The sequence below is a fragment of the Kosakonia cowanii JCM 10956 = DSM 18146 genome, from assembly GCF_001975225.1.
GTDB lineage: Bacteria > Pseudomonadota > Gammaproteobacteria > Enterobacterales > Enterobacteriaceae > Kosakonia > Kosakonia cowanii.
The window spans coordinates 1135002-1150980 of record NZ_CP019445.1; the positions used below are offsets into that span (position 1 = coordinate 1135002).

The 15979-nt window shown below is 58.7% G+C and carries 16 protein-coding genes; 10 read left to right on the forward strand and 6 right to left on the reverse strand.

Features of this window, described 5'->3' with window-relative positions:
• Position 1: 1 nt before the first annotated feature.
• From hycC to hycA, 3 genes are all read right to left on the reverse strand, one after another.
• Positions 2 to 1816, reverse strand: a complete 1815-nt coding sequence (gene hycC, locus BWI95_RS05325) for a formate hydrogenlyase subunit 3 (RefSeq protein WP_076769121.1) — start codon at positions 1814 to 1816, stop codon at positions 2 to 4.
• A complete protein-coding gene (locus tag BWI95_RS05330) occupies positions 1813 to 2421 on the reverse strand; it encodes a 4Fe-4S dicluster domain-containing protein (protein WP_054804321.1) in 609 nt (202 codons plus the stop codon). The genes hycC and BWI95_RS05330 overlap by 4 nt, the downstream gene beginning before the upstream one ends.
• 94 nt (positions 2422 to 2515) lie before the next feature.
• Positions 2516 to 2983: a formate hydrogenlyase regulator HycA gene (hycA, locus tag BWI95_RS05335; RefSeq protein ID WP_076769122.1), complete on the reverse strand. Its 468-nt coding sequence runs from the start codon at positions 2981 to 2983 to the stop codon at positions 2516 to 2518.
• 197 nt (positions 2984 to 3180) lie between these two features.
• On the opposite strand from hycA, the gene hypA reads away from it, so the two are divergent.
• Genes hypA through flhA form a run of 6 tightly spaced genes read left to right on the forward strand, consistent with a single transcriptional unit; the run spans position 3181 to position 8920 of the window.
• Positions 3181 to 3528, forward strand: a complete 348-nt coding sequence (hypA, locus tag BWI95_RS05340) for a hydrogenase maturation nickel metallochaperone HypA (protein WP_023480549.1) — start codon at positions 3181 to 3183, stop codon at positions 3526 to 3528.
• A gap of 3 nt (positions 3529 to 3531) precedes the next feature.
• Entirely contained in the window at positions 3532 to 4404 is an 873-nt protein-coding gene (gene hypB, locus BWI95_RS05345) for a hydrogenase nickel incorporation protein HypB (protein WP_042718780.1), read from the forward strand.
• Positions 4395 to 4667, forward strand: a complete 273-nt coding sequence (locus tag BWI95_RS05350) for a HypC/HybG/HupF family hydrogenase formation chaperone (RefSeq protein WP_042718782.1) — start codon at positions 4395 to 4397, stop codon at positions 4665 to 4667. Before hypB ends, BWI95_RS05350 begins: the two co-directional genes overlap by 10 nt.
• Complete coding sequence (gene hypD, locus BWI95_RS05355) at positions 4667 to 5788, forward strand: hydrogenase formation protein HypD (RefSeq protein ID WP_076769123.1); 1122 nt, start codon at positions 4667 to 4669, stop codon at positions 5786 to 5788. The genes BWI95_RS05350 and hypD overlap by 1 nt, the downstream gene beginning before the upstream one ends.
• Positions 5785 to 6795: a hydrogenase expression/formation protein HypE gene (gene hypE / locus BWI95_RS05360; protein ID WP_054804320.1), complete on the forward strand. Its 1011-nt coding sequence runs from the start codon at positions 5785 to 5787 to the stop codon at positions 6793 to 6795. Before hypD ends, hypE begins: the two co-directional genes overlap by 4 nt.
• Positions 6796 to 6838: 43 nt before the next feature.
• Positions 6839 to 8920, forward strand: coding sequence for a formate hydrogenlyase transcriptional activator FlhA (flhA, locus tag BWI95_RS05365; protein ID WP_054804319.1), 2082 nt, complete (start codon positions 6839 to 6841; stop codon positions 8918 to 8920).
• Between the two features lie 520 nt (positions 8921 to 9440).
• On the opposite strand, the gene BWI95_RS05370 is transcribed toward flhA, so the two are convergent.
• The gene (locus BWI95_RS05370; RefSeq protein ID WP_023481143.1) at positions 9441 to 9782 is read right to left on the reverse strand and encodes a nitrous oxide-stimulated promoter family protein; all 342 of its coding nucleotides are present in this window, start codon (positions 9780 to 9782) and stop codon (positions 9441 to 9443) included.
• A 72-nt stretch (positions 9783 to 9854) separates the two neighbouring features.
• Positions 9855 to 10457, reverse strand: a complete 603-nt coding sequence (locus BWI95_RS05375) for a TetR/AcrR family transcriptional regulator (RefSeq protein WP_042713776.1) — start codon at positions 10455 to 10457, stop codon at positions 9855 to 9857.
• A gap of 111 nt (positions 10458 to 10568) precedes the next feature.
• Between BWI95_RS05375 and BWI95_RS05380 the strand changes: the two genes are divergently transcribed.
• From BWI95_RS05380 to BWI95_RS05390, 3 genes are all read left to right on the forward strand, one after another.
• Positions 10569 to 11168, forward strand: coding sequence for an NAD(P)H-dependent oxidoreductase (locus BWI95_RS05380; protein ID WP_076769124.1), 600 nt, complete (start codon positions 10569 to 10571; stop codon positions 11166 to 11168).
• 485 nt (positions 11169 to 11653) lie between these two features.
• Positions 11654 to 12499, forward strand: coding sequence for a transcriptional regulator ChbR (chbR, locus tag BWI95_RS05385; RefSeq protein ID WP_076769125.1), 846 nt, complete (start codon positions 11654 to 11656; stop codon positions 12497 to 12499).
• A 33-nt stretch (positions 12500 to 12532) separates the two neighbouring features.
• Positions 12533 to 13888, forward strand: coding sequence for a 6-phospho-beta-glucosidase (locus BWI95_RS05390; RefSeq protein ID WP_076769126.1), 1356 nt, complete (start codon positions 12533 to 12535; stop codon positions 13886 to 13888).
• A 64-nt stretch (positions 13889 to 13952) separates the two neighbouring features.
• On the opposite strand, the gene BWI95_RS05395 is transcribed toward BWI95_RS05390, so the two are convergent.
• Positions 13953 to 15467 carry a carbohydrate porin gene (locus BWI95_RS05395; RefSeq protein ID WP_054803730.1) on the reverse strand — a complete coding sequence of 505 codons (1515 nt, stop codon included), beginning with the start codon at positions 15465 to 15467 and terminating at the stop codon, positions 13953 to 13955.
• 313 nt (positions 15468 to 15780) lie between these two features.
• On the opposite strand from BWI95_RS05395, the gene BWI95_RS05400 reads away from it, so the two are divergent.
• The gene (locus BWI95_RS05400) at positions 15781 to 15978 is read left to right on the forward strand and encodes a hypothetical protein (RefSeq protein WP_023481113.1); all 198 of its coding nucleotides are present in this window, start codon (positions 15781 to 15783) and stop codon (positions 15976 to 15978) included.
• The last annotated feature ends 1 nt before the right edge of the window (position 15979 follow it).

Consider the following 15979-nt stretch of genomic DNA (forward strand, 5'->3'; position numbering starts at 1 on the left):
TTCAGGCTCCTCGGGAAATCACCACAACCACCAGCACCGCCAGCTCAATCAGCGCCAGGCGACGAAACAGCAGCGGCGCGGCGTCGCCCCGCCAGACGGGCAGCGACAGCGTTGGCTCCAGCCATTTGCGCAGCGCGAGTACCGGCGCGAAGGCCGCTTTAACCGGCATCGCAAAACCGTGGGCGGTGATGACCATCGACGCTTCATGGTCGTAACCGCACACCCACGCTGCCCCCCTGCTGCGGGACGGCAGACGGTCGCCCTTCAGCAGCACGAGCAGCAGCAGCGGCAGCAGCGTCGCGGCAATCAGCAGCAGGGCAATCATCGGTTGCGACACCACGGTGTTCGCCGTTTCAAGCGGTAGCGGCACGGCACTGAACAGGCGCGGCAGCAGCCAGGGCGCGGCAACCCCGCCAATCACACAGCAGATCGCCAGCGCCGCCACGCTTACACTCATCAGCCACGGCAGCGGACGCGGATTTTCCGCCTGCGCGCTGCGCGGTGCGCCAAGGAAGGTGACGCCATAGACTTTCGCCATGCACATCACCGCCAGCGCGCCGGTGATTGCCAGCCCAACCGCCAGCAGCGGCCCCATCACTTGCAGAAGAAAATTGCCGCTGGCGCTTAAGCGGAAGAAGGCCTGGTAGATCACCCACTCACCAGCGAAACCGTTGAGCGGCGGCAGCGCGGCCATCGCCATCAGGCCAACCAGCATCGCCAGCGAGATAAGCGGCATGCGTTTACCGAGGCCGCCCAGTTTTTCGATATCGCGATAACCGGTAGCAAACCAGAGCGCGCCCGCACCGAGAAACAGCGTGCTTTTAAACAGGCTATGGTTGAAAAGATGATAGAGACCGCCGACCAGCCCGAGCGCCACCAGCGCAGGCTGGCGCAGCGCAAGCCCGCTGATGCCCGCGCCAAGGCCGAGCAGGATAATGCCGATATTCTCCAGCGTGTGGTAAGCCAGCAGCCGCTGGATATTGTGTTCCATCAGCGCATACAGCCCGCCGACAAAAGCGGTCAGCAGACCAAACGCCAGCAGCAGCACGCCCCACCACAGCGGCGGTTGCCCGCCAAGTAAAGAGAGCGTCAGAATGCCGAACAGGCCAACTTTCATCACCACGGCGGAGAAGAGCGCCGCTGCCGGGGCCGGGGCATTGGCATGGGCCTGCGGCACCCAGGCGTGCAGCGGGATAATCCCCGCCAGCAGGCCAAAACCCATCACGCCAAGCAGCCAGGTGCCGCCGCTCAGCGGGTGCAGGCTCAGCACGCTGAAATCGAGAGTCTGGTAGCGCTGCCACAGCAGCCAGCAGAGCAGCGCCAGCAGCAGCGTGCCGAGACGCCCGAGGGCGAACCAGAGTTTGCCGGAGGCGCTGCACCCGGTGAGGAACACCGCGCAGAGCGCCATGATCTCCGCCATCACCACCAGCGCGCCGAGGTTAGCTGCGCTCACCGCGCAGATCGCCGCCGCCAGCAGGAGGTTAATCAGCAGGCCATTGGCTTTTACCGCCTGATGGCGGTGCCACGCCAGGTTATAGAGGCTGATAAAGAAGCCGCAGACGCCAAGCGTCAGCAGCCAGACGGCGCCGAGCGGCGTGAGTAACAGATGAAGGTTGATGAGCGGCACAATACCGCTCACGGTTTGCCCGTCGAGCAGCGCACCAAGACCAGCCGCCGTCGCCAGCAGGCAGCCCACCGCACCACCCAGCCCCGCGAAGAAGCCGCTCAGGGGTTTGAACGCGCTCAGCAGGCCCGCCAGCAGCGCAGCAGCGCTCAGTGTGACGACCGCGGTGCTCAGCAAAGAGAAAAGCGTCATTTTGCACTCCCGTTATTCTGCGCAAACCGCGCCAGATCGCCGTAATCGCTATTAAGGGTCTGCTCGCGTTTGCGGCGGCTGGCGCGATTGATATCGTGCGGGCTGACCAGGTGCAGCGCCTTGGTCGGGCACATGCGCACGCAGGCCGGGCCGTCAGCGTCGAAGTAGCAGAGGTCGCACTTCACAGCGATGGCGCGCACGCCCGGCACCCAGTCGAGCAGCGAACTCACTTTCGCAGGCATTGGCGGCGCGGCGGGCGCTTTCGGCGTGTTGACGTTGGCCGGAATATCCAGCGGACGGCTGCCGGAAAACTCAATCGCGCCGAACGGACAGGCAATCGCGCAGAGCTTACAGCTGACGCAGAGGCTCTCATTGAGCTGCACCGCGCCATCCACGCGGTTGATGGCGTTCACCGGGCAGACCCCGGCGCAGGGCGCATCTTCACAGTGGTGGCACTGCTGCGGCGCAGATTCATGATGGCTGCGCATGACGCGCAGGCGCGGCATCGCCTGCAATCCATACGCGCGGTGCGTCTCGGCGCAGGCCGCCTCGCAGGTGTGGCAGCCAATACAGAGCGCCGGGTCGGCAATTACAAAACGGTTCACCAGTCAATCCTCAGGTGAGTCGCCCGCTTACGGGCAGTCATTTTTGACGAAACATGTCGATGGGTGTCATATCGACACCTGTCGACACTCCAGCTCAGGCCAGCACCGGCGAGTGCCCGTCGCGGGCAAGGGTGTTGAGGTTGGCCGGCGTATCGGCTTCCATTGCGGCATAGAGGTTGTCGTAGACGGCGGCGAGTTTGCCGAGGTAGTGCTCAAGCACCTTTTCGCGATCGCGGACCTCGAACAGGCCATCAATTTTCCCGTCGCTGGTGAGCCGCGCTTCGGCGATTAAACGCTTCTCTTCACTGCCTTTATTGGCAATCGCATACTCAATGGTATGGCCGTTAAAGCCGCCGCTCAGGGTGATATAAACCGTGAAGTGATCGAACAGCACGAAGCAGAGCTGCTGCTCCGGCGCACAGCCGATAGTGTGGTGCAAACGCGCTTTGGCGAGCGTAATGCCCTGAACCAGCGTATTGCAGTAACTGCGCCACGCCTCTTGCAGACGGTGGTGCCGTCCGGCGATGTAATCCGCCTTTTCGCTAATTTCCCAAATCGTCATCTCAGCTTACCCGCTTAATTGAAACAACTGCTGATAAGCATCATCCATGCCAGTTTTTAACCTCCTGATTTTAATTGATTTTATAAAAATAAAGGTGAATTTCGACGTGTCATCTCGTCATTGTCGTCATCGTCACCCTGACTAAATCGGGAGTGGCACTGTTATTGCATTAGCAGGGGAAATGATAAGGAGGCGTTATGCATGAAATCACGTTGTGCCAGCGCGCGCTGGAGGTGATTGAACAACAGGCGGCGGCAAATGGCGCACGCAAGGTCACCGGCGTCTGGCTGAAGGTGGGCGCATTTTCTTGCGTCGAAACGGACGCTTTAACGTTTTGTTTTGATCTGGTCTGCCGCGGCAGCCTGGCGGAAGGTTGTAGACTGCATATCGAACAACAACAGGCCGAGTGCTGGTGTGAGTCTTGCCAGCAGTATGTGACGTTACTCAGTCAGCGTGTACGCCGCTGTCCACAATGCCACAGCGACCAGTTGCAGATCGTCGCCGACGACGGTATGCAAATTCAGCGACTGGAAATTGAGGAGTAAGCAATGTGTACGACATGTGGTTGTCAGGATGGAAACCGCTATATAGAAGGCGATGAACATAACCCCCACTCCGCCTTTCGCAGCGCCCCCTTCGCCCCGGCGACGCGCCCGGCGCTGACCATTACCGGGGTCAAAACCGATGCGTTCAGCCCGACTCAGCTCGACGAGGGCGACCTGCATTATGGCCACGGCGCAGCGGGAACCCACGCGCCGGGCATCAGCCAGCGGCGGATGCTGGAAGTCGAGATCGACGTGCTGGATAAAAACAACCGCATCGCCGCCCGCAACCGCGCGCGCTTCGCGGCCCGCCAGCAACTGGTGCTGAATCTCGTCTCCAGCCCCGGCTCCGGCAAAACCACCCTGCTCACGGAAACCCTGCTGCGCCTGAAAAACCGCCTCCCCTGCGCGGTGATTGAGGGCGATCAGCAAACCGTCAACGACGCCGCGCGCATCCGCGCCACCGGCACCCCGGCAATTCAGGTCAATACCGGTAAAGGCTGCCACCTCGACGCGCAGATGATTGCCGATGCCGCACCGCGTCTGCCGCTGGCCGAGCAGGGCATCCTGTTTATTGAGAACGTCGGCAATCTGGTCTGCCCGGCGAGTTTTGACCTCGGCGAACGGCATAAAGTGGCGGTGCTCTCCGTAACCGAAGGGGAAGATAAGCCGCTCAAATATCCGCATATGTTTGCCGCCGCCTCGCTGATGCTGCTCAACAAAGTCGATCTGCTCCCCTACCTCAACTTCGATGTTGAGCAGTGCATCGCCTACGCGCGGGAGGTAAACCCAGAGATTGAGATCCTGCTGGTTTCCGCCACCAAAGGCGACGGCATGGACGCGTGGCTTGAGTGGCTGGAGGCGCAACGATGTGCATAGGCGTACCGGGGCAGATCTGCGCCATTGACGGCCTGCAGGCGAAAGTTGATGTCAGCGGCATCCAGCGTAATGTCGATTTAACGCTGGTCGGCAGTGAAGATGAGCAGGGTCGCTCGCGTATCGGCCAGTGGGTGCTGGTGCACGTCGGCTTTGCCATGAGCATCATCAACGAAGCGGAAGCGCGCGAAACGCTGGCGGCGCTGCAAAATATGTTCGACGTTGAGCCGGATGTCGGCGCGCTGCTCTACGGCGAGGAGGGATAATGCGCTTTGTCGATGAATACCGCGCACCGGAGCAGGTGATGCAGCTTATCGCCCGCCTGCGTGAACGTGCTAACGCACTTGCTTACACCGCCACGCGACCGCTGCGCATTATGGAGGTGTGCGGCGGCCACACGCATGCCATTTTCAAATTTGGCCTCGACCAGCTGCTGCCGGAGAATATTGAGTTTATCCACGGCCCCGGCTGCCCGGTCTGCGTCCTGCCGATGGGGCGCATCGACACCTGCGTGGAGATCGCCAGCCACCCGGAGGTGATCTTCTGCACCTTCGGCGACGCCATTCGCGTACCGGGCAAAAACGGCTCACTGTTACAGGCGAAGGCGCGCGGCGCGGATGTGCGCATCGTCTACTCGCCGCTCGATGCGCTGGCGCTGGCGGAGAAAAACCCGCAGCGTAAGGTGGTCTTTTTTGGCCTCGGCTTCGAAACCACCATGCCGGCCACCGCGATTACGCTACAACAGGCGAAGGCGCGGGATATCAACAACTTCTGGTTTTTCTGCCAGCACATCACGCTGATCCCGACCCTGCGCAGCCTGCTTGAACAGCCCGATAACGGCATTGACGCCTTTCTCGCGCCCGGCCACGTCAGCATGGTGATTGGCACCGATGCCTACACCTTTATTGCCGATGAGTTTCAGCGCCCGCTGGTGGTCGCCGGTTTTGAGCCGCTCGACCTGTTACAGGGCGTGTTGATGCTGGTCGAGCAGAAGATTGCTGCCCAAAGCCGGGTGGAGAATCAGTATCGCCGCGTGGTACCAGATGAGGGCAACCGGCGGGCGCAAGAGGCGATTGCCGAGGTGTTCACCGTGCGCGGCGACAGCGAGTGGCGCGGGCTGGGGATGATTGGCGAGTCGGGCGTGCATCTGACTGCTCCCTATCAGCGTTTTGACGCCGAAGCCCATTTCCAGCCAGCCATGCAGCAGGTCTATGACGACCCGCGCGCCCGCTGCGGCGACGTGCTGACCGGGCGCTGCAAACCGCACCACTGCCCGCTGTTTGGCAACACCTGTAATCCACAAAGCGCCTTTGGCGCGCTGATGGTCTCCTCTGAAGGAGCCTGCGCTGCCTGGTATCACTATCGTGCTCAGGAGTGTGAAGTATGAATGAGGTTCAGATGGCGCACGGCAGCGGCGGCCAGGCGATGCAGCAGCTGATAGGCGAACTCTTTATGCAGGCTTTTGCCAACCCCTGGCTGGCGGAGCAGGAGGATCAGGCGCGCCTCGATCTCACCGCGCTGGCGGCGGGCGGCGACAGGCTTGCCTTCTCCACCGACAGCTATGTGATTGACCCGCTGATTTTCCCCGGCGGTGACATCGGCAAACTCGCCGTCTGCGGCACCGCCAATGATGTGGCGGTCAGCGGCGCGATCCCGCGCTACCTCTCCTGCGGCTTTATCCTCGAAGAGGGGCTGTCGATGGCAACCCTGAAACAGGTGGTGGAGAGCATGGCGGCAACGGCCCGCAGCGCCGGGATCGCCATTGTCACCGGCGACACCAAAGTGGTGCAGCGCGGCGCAGCGGATAAGCTGTTTATTAATACCGCCGGTATTGGTGCGATCCCCGCCACTATTCACTGGGCGGCGGCCTCGTTACAGCCGGGCGATGTGCTACTGGCAAGCGGCACGCTGGGCGACCACGGCGCGACGATCCTCAACCTGCGTGAAGGGCTGGGGCTCGACGGGGAGTTAAGCAGCGACTGCGCGGTGCTGACGCCGTTAATTGAGACGCTGCGCGATCTGCCCGGCGTCAAAGCTCTGCGCGACGCAACGCGCGGCGGCGTCAACGCGGTGGTGCATGAGTTTGCCGCCGCCTGCGGGTATGGCATTGAATTACAAGAGAGCAAATTGCCGATTAACCCGGCGGTGCGCGGCGTATGTGAACTGCTGGGGCTGGATGCGCTTAACTTCGCCAATGAGGGCAAACTGGTGATCGCCGTTGCGCGCGACAGCGCCGAACTGGCGCTTAGCCGCTTACGCGCCCACCCTTTAGGTAAAGATGCATCGATGATTGGCGAAGTGGTCGAACAACAGGGCGTGCGGTTAGCCGGGCTTTACGGCGTGAAACGCCTGTTAGATCTCCCCCATGCGGAGCCGTTACCGCGGATCTGCTAGTTGTTATTTTTCACACCTGTTGGTGTGTTTCTGGATGAGCAAAATGTCGTATACACCGATGAGCGATCTCGGACAGCAAGGGCTTTTCGATATCACGCGGATTTTATTACAGCAGCCGAACGTGGCGGCGCTCAGCGAAACGCTGGCGCAGCTGGCGCGTCAGGCGGGGCTGGCGCAGGGCGCGGCGATTGTGCTGTGGCATGCAGATAGCCACCGGGCGAGCCGCTACAGTGTGCAGACAACGGAAAAGGGTGCGGAGTATGGCGATCAGGCGCTGCTGGCGAGCGGCCCGGTGCGGCATATTCTCTCGCACCCGCAGACGCTGCACTGCACGGCGGAGCTGTTTAATGAGACCTGGCCCGTCCTTGCCGCAAGCGGGCTTTACCCACCCTTCGCCCACTACGCGCTACTGCCGCTGGCAGCGGAGGGGCAGATTTTCGGCGGCTGCGAGTTCTTTCGCTATGACGACCAGCCCTGGAGCGAGCGCGAGCTGGAGCGCCTTAATACGCTGACGCAGCTAGTCGCGGTAGTGGCCGAACAGTTGCAGACCCGCGACCGGCGCACGCCGGACTATGCCCTGCTCAGCCAGGAGCGCAACGATTACCGCATTCTGGTCGCTATCACCAACGCCGTGCTCTCACGGCTGCATATGGATGAACTGGTGAGCGAAGTCGCCAAAGAGATCCATTACTACTTCGGCATTGACGCCATCAGCCTGGTGCTGCGCGGCAGCCGCAAAGGCAAGCTGACCATCTACTCCACGCACTACCTTGATGAGGCCAATCCGACGCACGAAACCCAGGAGGCGGACGAGGCGGGCACGCTGACGGAGCGCGTGTTCCTGAGTAAAGAGATGCTGCTGCTCAACCTGCACGAGCGCGACAAACTTGCCCCCTATGAGCGGATGCTGTTTGAGACCTGGGGCAACCAGATCCAGACGCTCTGCCTGCTGCCGCTGATGTCGGGCAAAAACCTGCTCGGCGTGCTGAAGCTGGCGCAGTGCCAGAAAGAGGTCTTTACCCAGGCGAACCTCAAGCTGCTGCGCCAGATCGCCGAGCGTATCGCCATTGCGGTAGATAACGCGCTGGCCTATCAGGAGATCCATCGCCTGAAGGAGCGGCTGGTGGATGAGAATCTCGCGCTGACCGAGCAGCTTAATAAAGTCGACAGCGAATTCGGCGAGATCATCGGCCGCAGCGAGGCGATGTCGCGGGTGCTGAAACAGGTGGAGATGGTGGCGCGCAGTAACAGCACGGTGCTAATCCTCGGCGAAACCGGCACCGGTAAGGAGCTGATTGCCCGCGCTATCCACAACCTGAGCGAGCGCAACAGCCGCCGGATGGTGAAGATGAACTGCGCGGCGATGCCGGCCGGATTGATGGAGAGCGATCTTTTTGGTCATGAGCGCGGTGCGTTTACCGGTGCCAGCGCCCAGCGCATCGGCCGCTTTGAGCTGGCGGATAAGAGCTCGCTGTTTCTTGATGAGGTGGGCGATATGCCGCTCGAGCTGCAACCGAAGCTGCTGCGCGTGTTGCAGGAGCAGGAGTTTGAGCGGCTCGGCAGTAACAAATTGATCCGCACCGATGTGCGGTTGATCGCCGCCACCAATCGCGATCTGAAGAAGATGGTCGCCGATCGCGAGTTTCGTAGCGATCTTTACTACCGCCTGAATGTGTTTCCTATCCAGCTTCCGTCGCTGCGCGAGCGCCCGGAAGATATTCCGCTGCTGGTGAAAGCCTTCACTTTCAAAATCGCCCGCAAGATGGGGCGCAATATCGACAGTATTCCGGCGGAAACCCTGCGGGTGCTAAGCGCGATGGAGTGGCCGGGGAATGTGCGCGAGCTGGAGAATATGATTGAGCGCGCGGTGCTGCTGACGCGCGGCAATGTGTTGCAGCTTTCGATGGCGGAGATTGCCATGCCGCCCATGCCCGCGACGCCGCCTGCCGAGTCACCGCGCGACGGGGAGGATGAGTATCAGCTGATTGTGCGCGTATTAAAAGAGACCAACGGCGTGGTCGCCGGGCCAAAAGGTGCCGCGCAGCGGTTGGGGCTGAAGCGCACGACGCTGCTCTCACGGATGAAACGGCTGGGGATTGATAAGGATGATTTGTCGGGTGGATAAGGTTCAGGTGCCATCCGGCAACCTTTTTGAACGCCAATGCCGGATGGCGCTTGCGCTTATCCGGCCTACGCCGTTTCAGAAACAGGTTTTGTAGGCCTGATAAGGCGCAGCCGCCATCAGGCATTCCTTCAGCAACACAAATTTTCCCTTTACATCAAATCTCACAGCGAGGGGGTTGTGTCCCCGCTGAAATCGGCGAACCGAAGCGTGAATGACAAGGTCTGGACGCCATGGATGGCGGACAGAGGCGAACCGAGACAGGGACTCGTTCCAGAATGGAACGAGTAAGTCGAGTCGAGCCGGCCGCCGTCAGGCACGCGGGAGGTGAGCGCAGTGCGCAGCACCGATTTCCTCGCGGGGCCGCGGGGATTGACAAGGGGAGCGCGGCCGCTCCCCTTGTCCCGTTCACCGCACCGGTGATTAAATCAGCCACCAGACGCCTGGTGAACGGAACTCTTCCACCAATGCCCCATGCAAGCTCCATTGCCGGATGGCGCTTGGCGCTTATCCGGCCTACAGGTTATTTGCGTCGATACTTTTCGGGCAACTCCGGTACCGGGCGCTTATCGTCGATCAAATGGCGCACCGTCAATATCGGATGCCGCCACAACATGCGTGGCCCCGCCCAGCGCATCACCTGCTTCATCTCTTCGCGCTTTGCTGGCTGATAACAGTGCACCGGGCACTGCTTACAGGCCGGTTTTGCCTCGCCGAAGACGCATTTATCAAGCCGCTTCTCCGCGTAGGCATAGAGATCCGCGTAGTGCGCCGCGCTGCTCACCGCATCCGGGCAGGCGCGTTGATAGAGGGCAATCATCTTCCTGATGGTCAATTTTTCCCGCAGGATGCGTGGTCCAGACATCGTTATCACCAATAATTAAGATGCATTAATAATACAACTTAATACCTCGTGATGGCACCCTGGGTGCGCGTTTTATGCACTCTCGTCACTCAACGTCGCATGCACCATGGTGATAATCACCCGCTCCAGCTCCTCTTTCGCCTGCTGTTCGCTAATCGCATCCTGCACTGCCGCCCAGGAGAGCCCTTCGGCAGCGCCGAGCATCGCCCATAACGCGGCGTCGCGCAGAGGCGCACCACAAAACGGCGCAAACAGCGTGCGGCATGTGCCGGTGAAATCCACCGCGTATTCGCGGCGGATCTTCTCCAGCTCTGGCGTCCCGGCCAGCGCCGCCAGCAGGCTAGGCATCTCACGCCCCTGGAACAGCACGCATTCGATATAGGTTTTCGCAACCACCTCTGCGCGCGGCTGTAGCTCGGGTGCGGTCTGCGCCAGCAGCGACTCCAGTTTGCGGTTCTGGCGCTGATCGTACTCACGATAGAGCGCCGCCAGCAGCCCGGAGCGGCTGGTAAAGTGGTCGTAAACCACCGGTTTGGTGACGCCCGCGCGTTCAGCTAAATAGCCGAGCGTCAGCGCTTCGGTACCCAACTCATGAATGATCTGCCATGCCACCTCAACAAGCTGTGCGTAGCGCTCTTCCCGCGAGAGCCGCTGGCGTACACGCGTATCGGCCATAATTTGCCTCCTTGACAAGCTTATATACCATTAGTAACTTACTAGTAGTAGGTTACTGATAGTATATAAGCCTACGGTGATTGATCCGTAATGGCAACCGAGGAGAAGAACATGCATGCACTGATCGTAGTCTCTCACCCGCTCGACACCTCATTAACCCGTGGCCTGGCGCACGCGGTGGCAGAAGGGATCCGCGAAGAGAACGCGCAGCACAGCGTTGAGATCGCCGATCTGGCGCGGGAGGGCTTTAACCCGTCTTTCACTGCCGCCGATTACAACGCCTTTATGCAAACCGCCCCGCTGCCCGCCGATGTGCGGGCTGAACAGGCGCGGATTGAGAAAGCCGACGCGTTGATACTGGTGTTTCCTATCTACTGGTGGACGATGCCGGGGCAGTTAAAGGGGTGGATCGATCGCGTCTTTGCCAACGGCTGGGCTTACGAAGATAGCGGTACCGGCAAAGTGATCAAGAAGCTGGGGCATCTGCCGGTGCATCTGGTGGCGACAGGCGGCGCAGACACTAAAACGTTTGAAAAACATGGCTATGCGCAATCCTGGAATACGCAAATTCCGCACGGTATTTTCGATTACTGCGGCGCGCCGGTGTTAACCAACGCCACGCTGATGCAGCCCGATCTCGGTTCGCCTCAGGCTTGCCTGCAAAAAGCGCGTGAGATCGGCAAAACTATTTTTGCTGCTAACCTGGTGTAATTTTCCGCCGGAGAGGAGCCTGCGCCCTCTCCGGGCTCGCTAAAAAATTACTGAATTTGTGAAGAAGAGCATAACAATCGGTCAACCAGAGATAATTGTGGCAGATTGCAGAATACCTCCCTCCGGCACGCTCCCGTATACTTGTTTTATCTCAGGAAAAAAGTACTAAACGCAAATTTACGGCTCCTGTGAAGATGTACTGACGCCCTTTTGGCAAAAATGGGAATAATTGGCGCGCGCGTTGAGGGTAGAGAAGCATATTTCTCTTTCGACATTACAGGCGAGCCTGTTTGCTTACCGTTAATGATAAGCCAGATATCCTGCCGCTTCGGTCATTATTGAAGCATTTCCAGGAGCCCTGAACGCAGATGAAGAGCGTTCGCGCCAGAAAAAAAGGCAGTGTTCATTAAGCAGGAAGCGCGCGCAGAGCGATCGCCAACGCGCTGAAATTTTGACATGTATGAGCAAGTCGTAAGGAGTGAACGATGCAGCCAACGCCAATGATCGGCACACAGGAGATCAAAACCGTCCACGAACAGCAGCTCTTTAAGGGAAAGCCTTTCCATGTGTTTATCTTCAACAAATCGGAGAGCGCCAGCGGGCTGCATCAGCATGATTATTATGAATTTACGCTTGTTCTGACCGGGCGTTACTACCAGATCATTAACGGCAAGCGCGTGCTGCTGGAGCGCGGCGACTTTGTCTTTATCCCGCTGGGTTCGCACCACCAGAGCGTCTATGAGTACGGCGCCGCGCGGATCCTTAATGTGGGGATCAGCCGCAAATTTTTCGAACAGTACTATCAATCGCTGATGCCGTTCTGCTTTGTTGCCTCGCAACCTTACCGCACGCACAGCGCATTTTTGACCTATGTTGAAACAGTGATTGCTTCGCTCAATTTTCGCGAGAACGGGCTGGATGAGTTTATCGAAACCGTCACCTTTTATGTGCTCAATCGCCTGCGCCACTACCGCGAAGAGCAGGTGCTGGAGGATATTCCCCAGTGGCTGAGAAGCACCGTTGAAGCGATGCACGACAAGCGCCAGTTCAGCGACAATGCGCTGGAGAATATGGTGCGGCTCTCCTGCAAATCGCAGGAGTATCTTACCCGCGCGACCCGGCGCTTTTATGACAAAACGCCGATGCAGATCATCAATGAGATCCGTATCGATTTTGCGAAAAAGCAGCTCGAGATGACCAACTACTTGGTGGCCGACATCGCCTGGGAGTCGGGCTACAGCAGCCCAAGCCTGTTTATCAAAACCTTCAAAAAAATGACGTCGTTTACACCCAACAGTTATCGCAAGCGGTTGACGGAAATCACGCAGTAACGCCCGCTGGCGCGACCCTCCACAGGAGAGAGCATGGATCCGAAACTGAAAGTTGTCACTATCGGCGGGGGTAGCAGCTATACGCCGGAACTTCTTGAAGGGTTTATCAAGCGCTACCACGAACTGCCGATTACGGAGTGGTGGCTCGTTGACGTCGAGGAAGGAAGAGAGAAGCAGGAGATTATTTTCCAGCTCTGCCAGCGGATGGTGGCAAAAGCGGGCATTCCGCTAAAAGTCTACCAAACGCTGGATCGCCGCGAGGCGTTGCAGGGCGCGGATTTTGTTACCACCCAGTTGCGCGTCGGCCAGTTAAAAGCGCGCGAACTGGATGAGCGCATTCCCTTAAGCCACGGCTATCTTGGTCAGGAGACCAACGGCGCAGGCGGCTTGTTCAAAGGCTTGCGCACCATTCCGGTCATTTTCGATATTCTGCGCGACGTGGAGGAGATCTGCCCGAACGCCTGGGTGATTAACTTCACTAACCCGGCGGGAATGGTGACCGAAGCGGTCTGTCGCCATACCGACTTCAGGAAATTTATCGGCGTCTGCAACATTCCTGTCGGCATGAAGATGTTTGTCCGCGATGTGCTGGCGCTGGAAGCGCATGATGAGATCGCGCTCGATCTTTTCGGCCTCAACCATATGGTGTTTCTCAGCGATGTGCAGGTAAACGGCGTGTCGCGCTTCGCGGAGTTGCTCGACGGCGTTGCCAGCGGAAAGTTGCAGCCATCGTCGGTGAAAAACATCTTTGACCTGCCGTTTAGCGAAGGGTTGATTCGCGCTCTCAACCTGCTCCCCTGCTCCTACCTGCTCTACTACTTCAAGCAGAAAGAGATGCTGGCGATTGAGCTTGGCGAATATTACAAAGGCGGCGCGCGGGCGCAGGTGGTGCAGCAGATCGAAAAAGAGCTGTTTGAACTCTATAAAGATCCCAACCTTGATGTGAAACCTCAGGCGCTGGAGCAGCGCGGCGGTGCCTGGTACTCGGATGCAGCCTGCGAAGTGATTAACGCCATCTATAACGATAAGCAGACCGAGCACTATGTGAATATTCCCCATCACGGGCATATCGACAACATTCCAGCGGAGTGGGCGGTTGAGATGACCTGCCTGATTGGGCGCGAAGGAGCAACGCCGCATCCGCGTGTCACCCACTTTGATGACAAGGTGCTGGGGCTGATCCACACCATCAAAGGCTTTGAGATCGCCGCCAGCCGGGCAGCGCTGAGCGGCGAGTTTAATGATGTGCTGCTGGCGCTCAATCTCAGCCCGCTGGTGCACTCCGACGGTGACGCCGAGGTGCTGGCGCGCGAGATGTTGCTGGCTCATGAGAAGTGGCTGCCGAACTTCGCCGCTACCCTTGCCCGCCTTAAGCATCAGCAAGCTTGATGCCGGGGCCGTCTGCCCGCCCGGAACAGGCTAATGCGGCGCACTTCTGCGCCGCATTGGTTACTTACCACCACACCTCAGCCTGGGCGCCGACGGTGAACTGCTCCCGCCGCTCATCGCCAAAGCGGAAGTGGCTGATGCCGTTCTCCTGCGCGCGGAGCCAGCTGGCGTAAAACCGCAGCTCCGGTCGCGAGGTCAGCAGGCTGGTGTCCACTTTCAGTGCGTGATAGAGCGTGGCTTTATACCCCTTCTCACGGTAATCCTCGCCCTGCTGGCGGTTGGTTTGTTTAAACCACGCCAGCTCGACGCCCGTCTGGTTATGCTTATCCCAGATCCACGCCGGGCGCATCACCGCCCGGTAGCTGCGAAAATCCGTATGCGCGCCGGTGTCATAGCTGTAAATATCCTGCCCGGCGGCGTAGACCAGCGCGTGCGCCAGCACGATCTGCGATGAGGGGTAGAACTCGCCCTGCGAGATGGCGCGCACGGCGTGCCCGTAGGTGTGTTCGCCATAATAATTGTCGTGGTAACCGTAGCTCGCTCCGGAGTTGGAGATAAGCGCAAAGCCGCTCGCCAGCGCGTTATCCGCCGCCTGTAGCGTGAACTCCTCAAACCCGCCCGCGCTAAAGCTCTGTCGCAGGATCGCACCCGCTAACCACGCATCTTTAATGCTGTAATAGTGCCCCGCTTTTTCACCCGCCCGGTAGGTGGCAGATTTGTTCGCCAGCGAGTAGCGGCCAAACAGCTCGAGCGTGGCGCGATCCCACAGCGGCAGCGCGTTATAGCGAAGATCGACAGTGTGGGTGTTGACCTGAATAGTGTTGTGGCTGGCAGGGTAGTTCACCGCATGGGCGTCAAGATCCTGGCGCACCAGCGCAACGTTGAGTTTGCCCGCACCGAGCGCCCAGTTTTCCACGCCGATCCCCGCGCCGCTGTCGGTCTGGTGGCTTTTCCAGTCGAGCATCTGGATCTCATACTTTGGCAGGTTGTGTTTACCGACCCAGAGATCCGCTTCCGGCGCAAAGGGCAGGAAACCGCGCGTAGTAAGGTAGATATCGGAGAACTGCAGGAGGTTTTCTGAGTGTTTGTCGAACCACGCGGAGCCGTACTGTGCGCCAACATTGCCATCTAACTGCACCACGGCATGCGCCGATTTGCTCCCCTCCTCATAAACCCGCTGCGAGAAGGTTAAATCGAACCACGATGAGTACCCATTGCCAAAACGCCCCAGCGAGCCGATGGCGTACTCTTTTGGCGAGCCGTTGTCGGCCGCACCCCAACCGGAACGCAGATAGCCGTGCCAGGCAAAACCGATATCCTCTTTAACGAACTCGCTGATCTCTTTCAGCGTAGGGTGGGATTTTTCTGCCGCAGCGGCCTGCGGCTGTACGGTCGATTTTGCCCCGCTATCGCCGCTTGCTCTGGCCTGTTCCAGCTCCGCTTTCGCCTGCGCCAGCTCCGTCATATTGCGTTGTAATGCCATTTCCAGTTGGCTCAGTCGCTCCTCAACCGTTAATTGTTGCGCAGAGGCGTGCGCGCAGACTGCTGTAATCAGCAGTGCGAGTAATGATTTATTCATAATAACTAATCCATTTATTAATATATAAACGCGCTGAATAAAGATTCCCTTTAATTTAATTTGCGCGTCTTACCCTGAATGCGTGAAATATAAGAAAGTTAACAAATACAGAAAGATAAGATTATTGATAAATGAGGGGATAACCCTGGTAACGGCCTCCTTAACAACTATTATTGAGCGGGTAATAGTCATTCAGGATGTTTCGGTATGTCTATAAAGATAAATTCATTTTTAGATCTCTCTCGCACAGAATTTTCTCGGAAATTTCACACATTCATGAAATGGTTTCTATACTCTCTGCGGAGGTTTATTAATGAGAAAATTACTTCGTTCTTTATTTGCCAGCCCTGACAAGCTGTTACAGGTGATGAGTCACAGTGAAATCCAGGATTCGATTGAAGATGGTGAGCGCATTGTGGTCGATGCTGACGGCAACGCCTCGGTGAATATCCACTGCAAAAGGGTACAGGAAGATTTTAGAGAGCACGTTGATGCGTTGAAGAGGGCTTAGG

Coding starts and splice junctions, on each gene's coding strand:
- hycC (WP_076769121.1), bottom strand. CDS start 1,816: ATGACGCTTTTCTCTTTGCTGAGCACCGCGGTCGTCACACTGAGCGCT.
- hycA (WP_076769122.1), bottom strand. CDS start 2,983: ATGACGATTTGGGAAATTAGCGAAAAGGCGGATTACATCGCCGGACGG.
- hypA (WP_023480549.1), top strand. CDS start 3,181: ATGCATGAAATCACGTTGTGCCAGCGCGCGCTGGAGGTGATTGAACAA.
- hypB (WP_042718780.1), top strand. CDS start 3,532: ATGTGTACGACATGTGGTTGTCAGGATGGAAACCGCTATATAGAAGGC.
- BWI95_RS05350 (WP_042718782.1), top strand. CDS start 4,395: ATGTGCATAGGCGTACCGGGGCAGATCTGCGCCATTGACGGCCTGCAG.
- hypD (WP_076769123.1), top strand. CDS start 4,667: ATGCGCTTTGTCGATGAATACCGCGCACCGGAGCAGGTGATGCAGCTT.
- hypE (WP_054804320.1), top strand. CDS start 5,785: ATGAATGAGGTTCAGATGGCGCACGGCAGCGGCGGCCAGGCGATGCAG.
- flhA (WP_054804319.1), top strand. CDS start 6,839: ATGTCGTATACACCGATGAGCGATCTCGGACAGCAAGGGCTTTTCGAT.
- BWI95_RS05370 (WP_023481143.1), bottom strand. CDS start 9,782: ATGTCTGGACCACGCATCCTGCGGGAAAAATTGACCATCAGGAAGATG.
- BWI95_RS05375 (WP_042713776.1), bottom strand. CDS start 10,457: ATGGCCGATACGCGTGTACGCCAGCGGCTCTCGCGGGAAGAGCGCTAC.
- BWI95_RS05380 (WP_076769124.1), top strand. CDS start 10,569: ATGCATGCACTGATCGTAGTCTCTCACCCGCTCGACACCTCATTAACC.
- chbR (WP_076769125.1), top strand. CDS start 11,654: ATGCAGCCAACGCCAATGATCGGCACACAGGAGATCAAAACCGTCCAC.
- BWI95_RS05390 (WP_076769126.1), top strand. CDS start 12,533: ATGGATCCGAAACTGAAAGTTGTCACTATCGGCGGGGGTAGCAGCTAT.
- BWI95_RS05395 (WP_054803730.1), bottom strand. CDS start 15,467: ATGAATAAATCATTACTCGCACTGCTGATTACAGCAGTCTGCGCGCAC.
- BWI95_RS05400 (WP_023481113.1), top strand. CDS start 15,781: ATGAGAAAATTACTTCGTTCTTTATTTGCCAGCCCTGACAAGCTGTTA.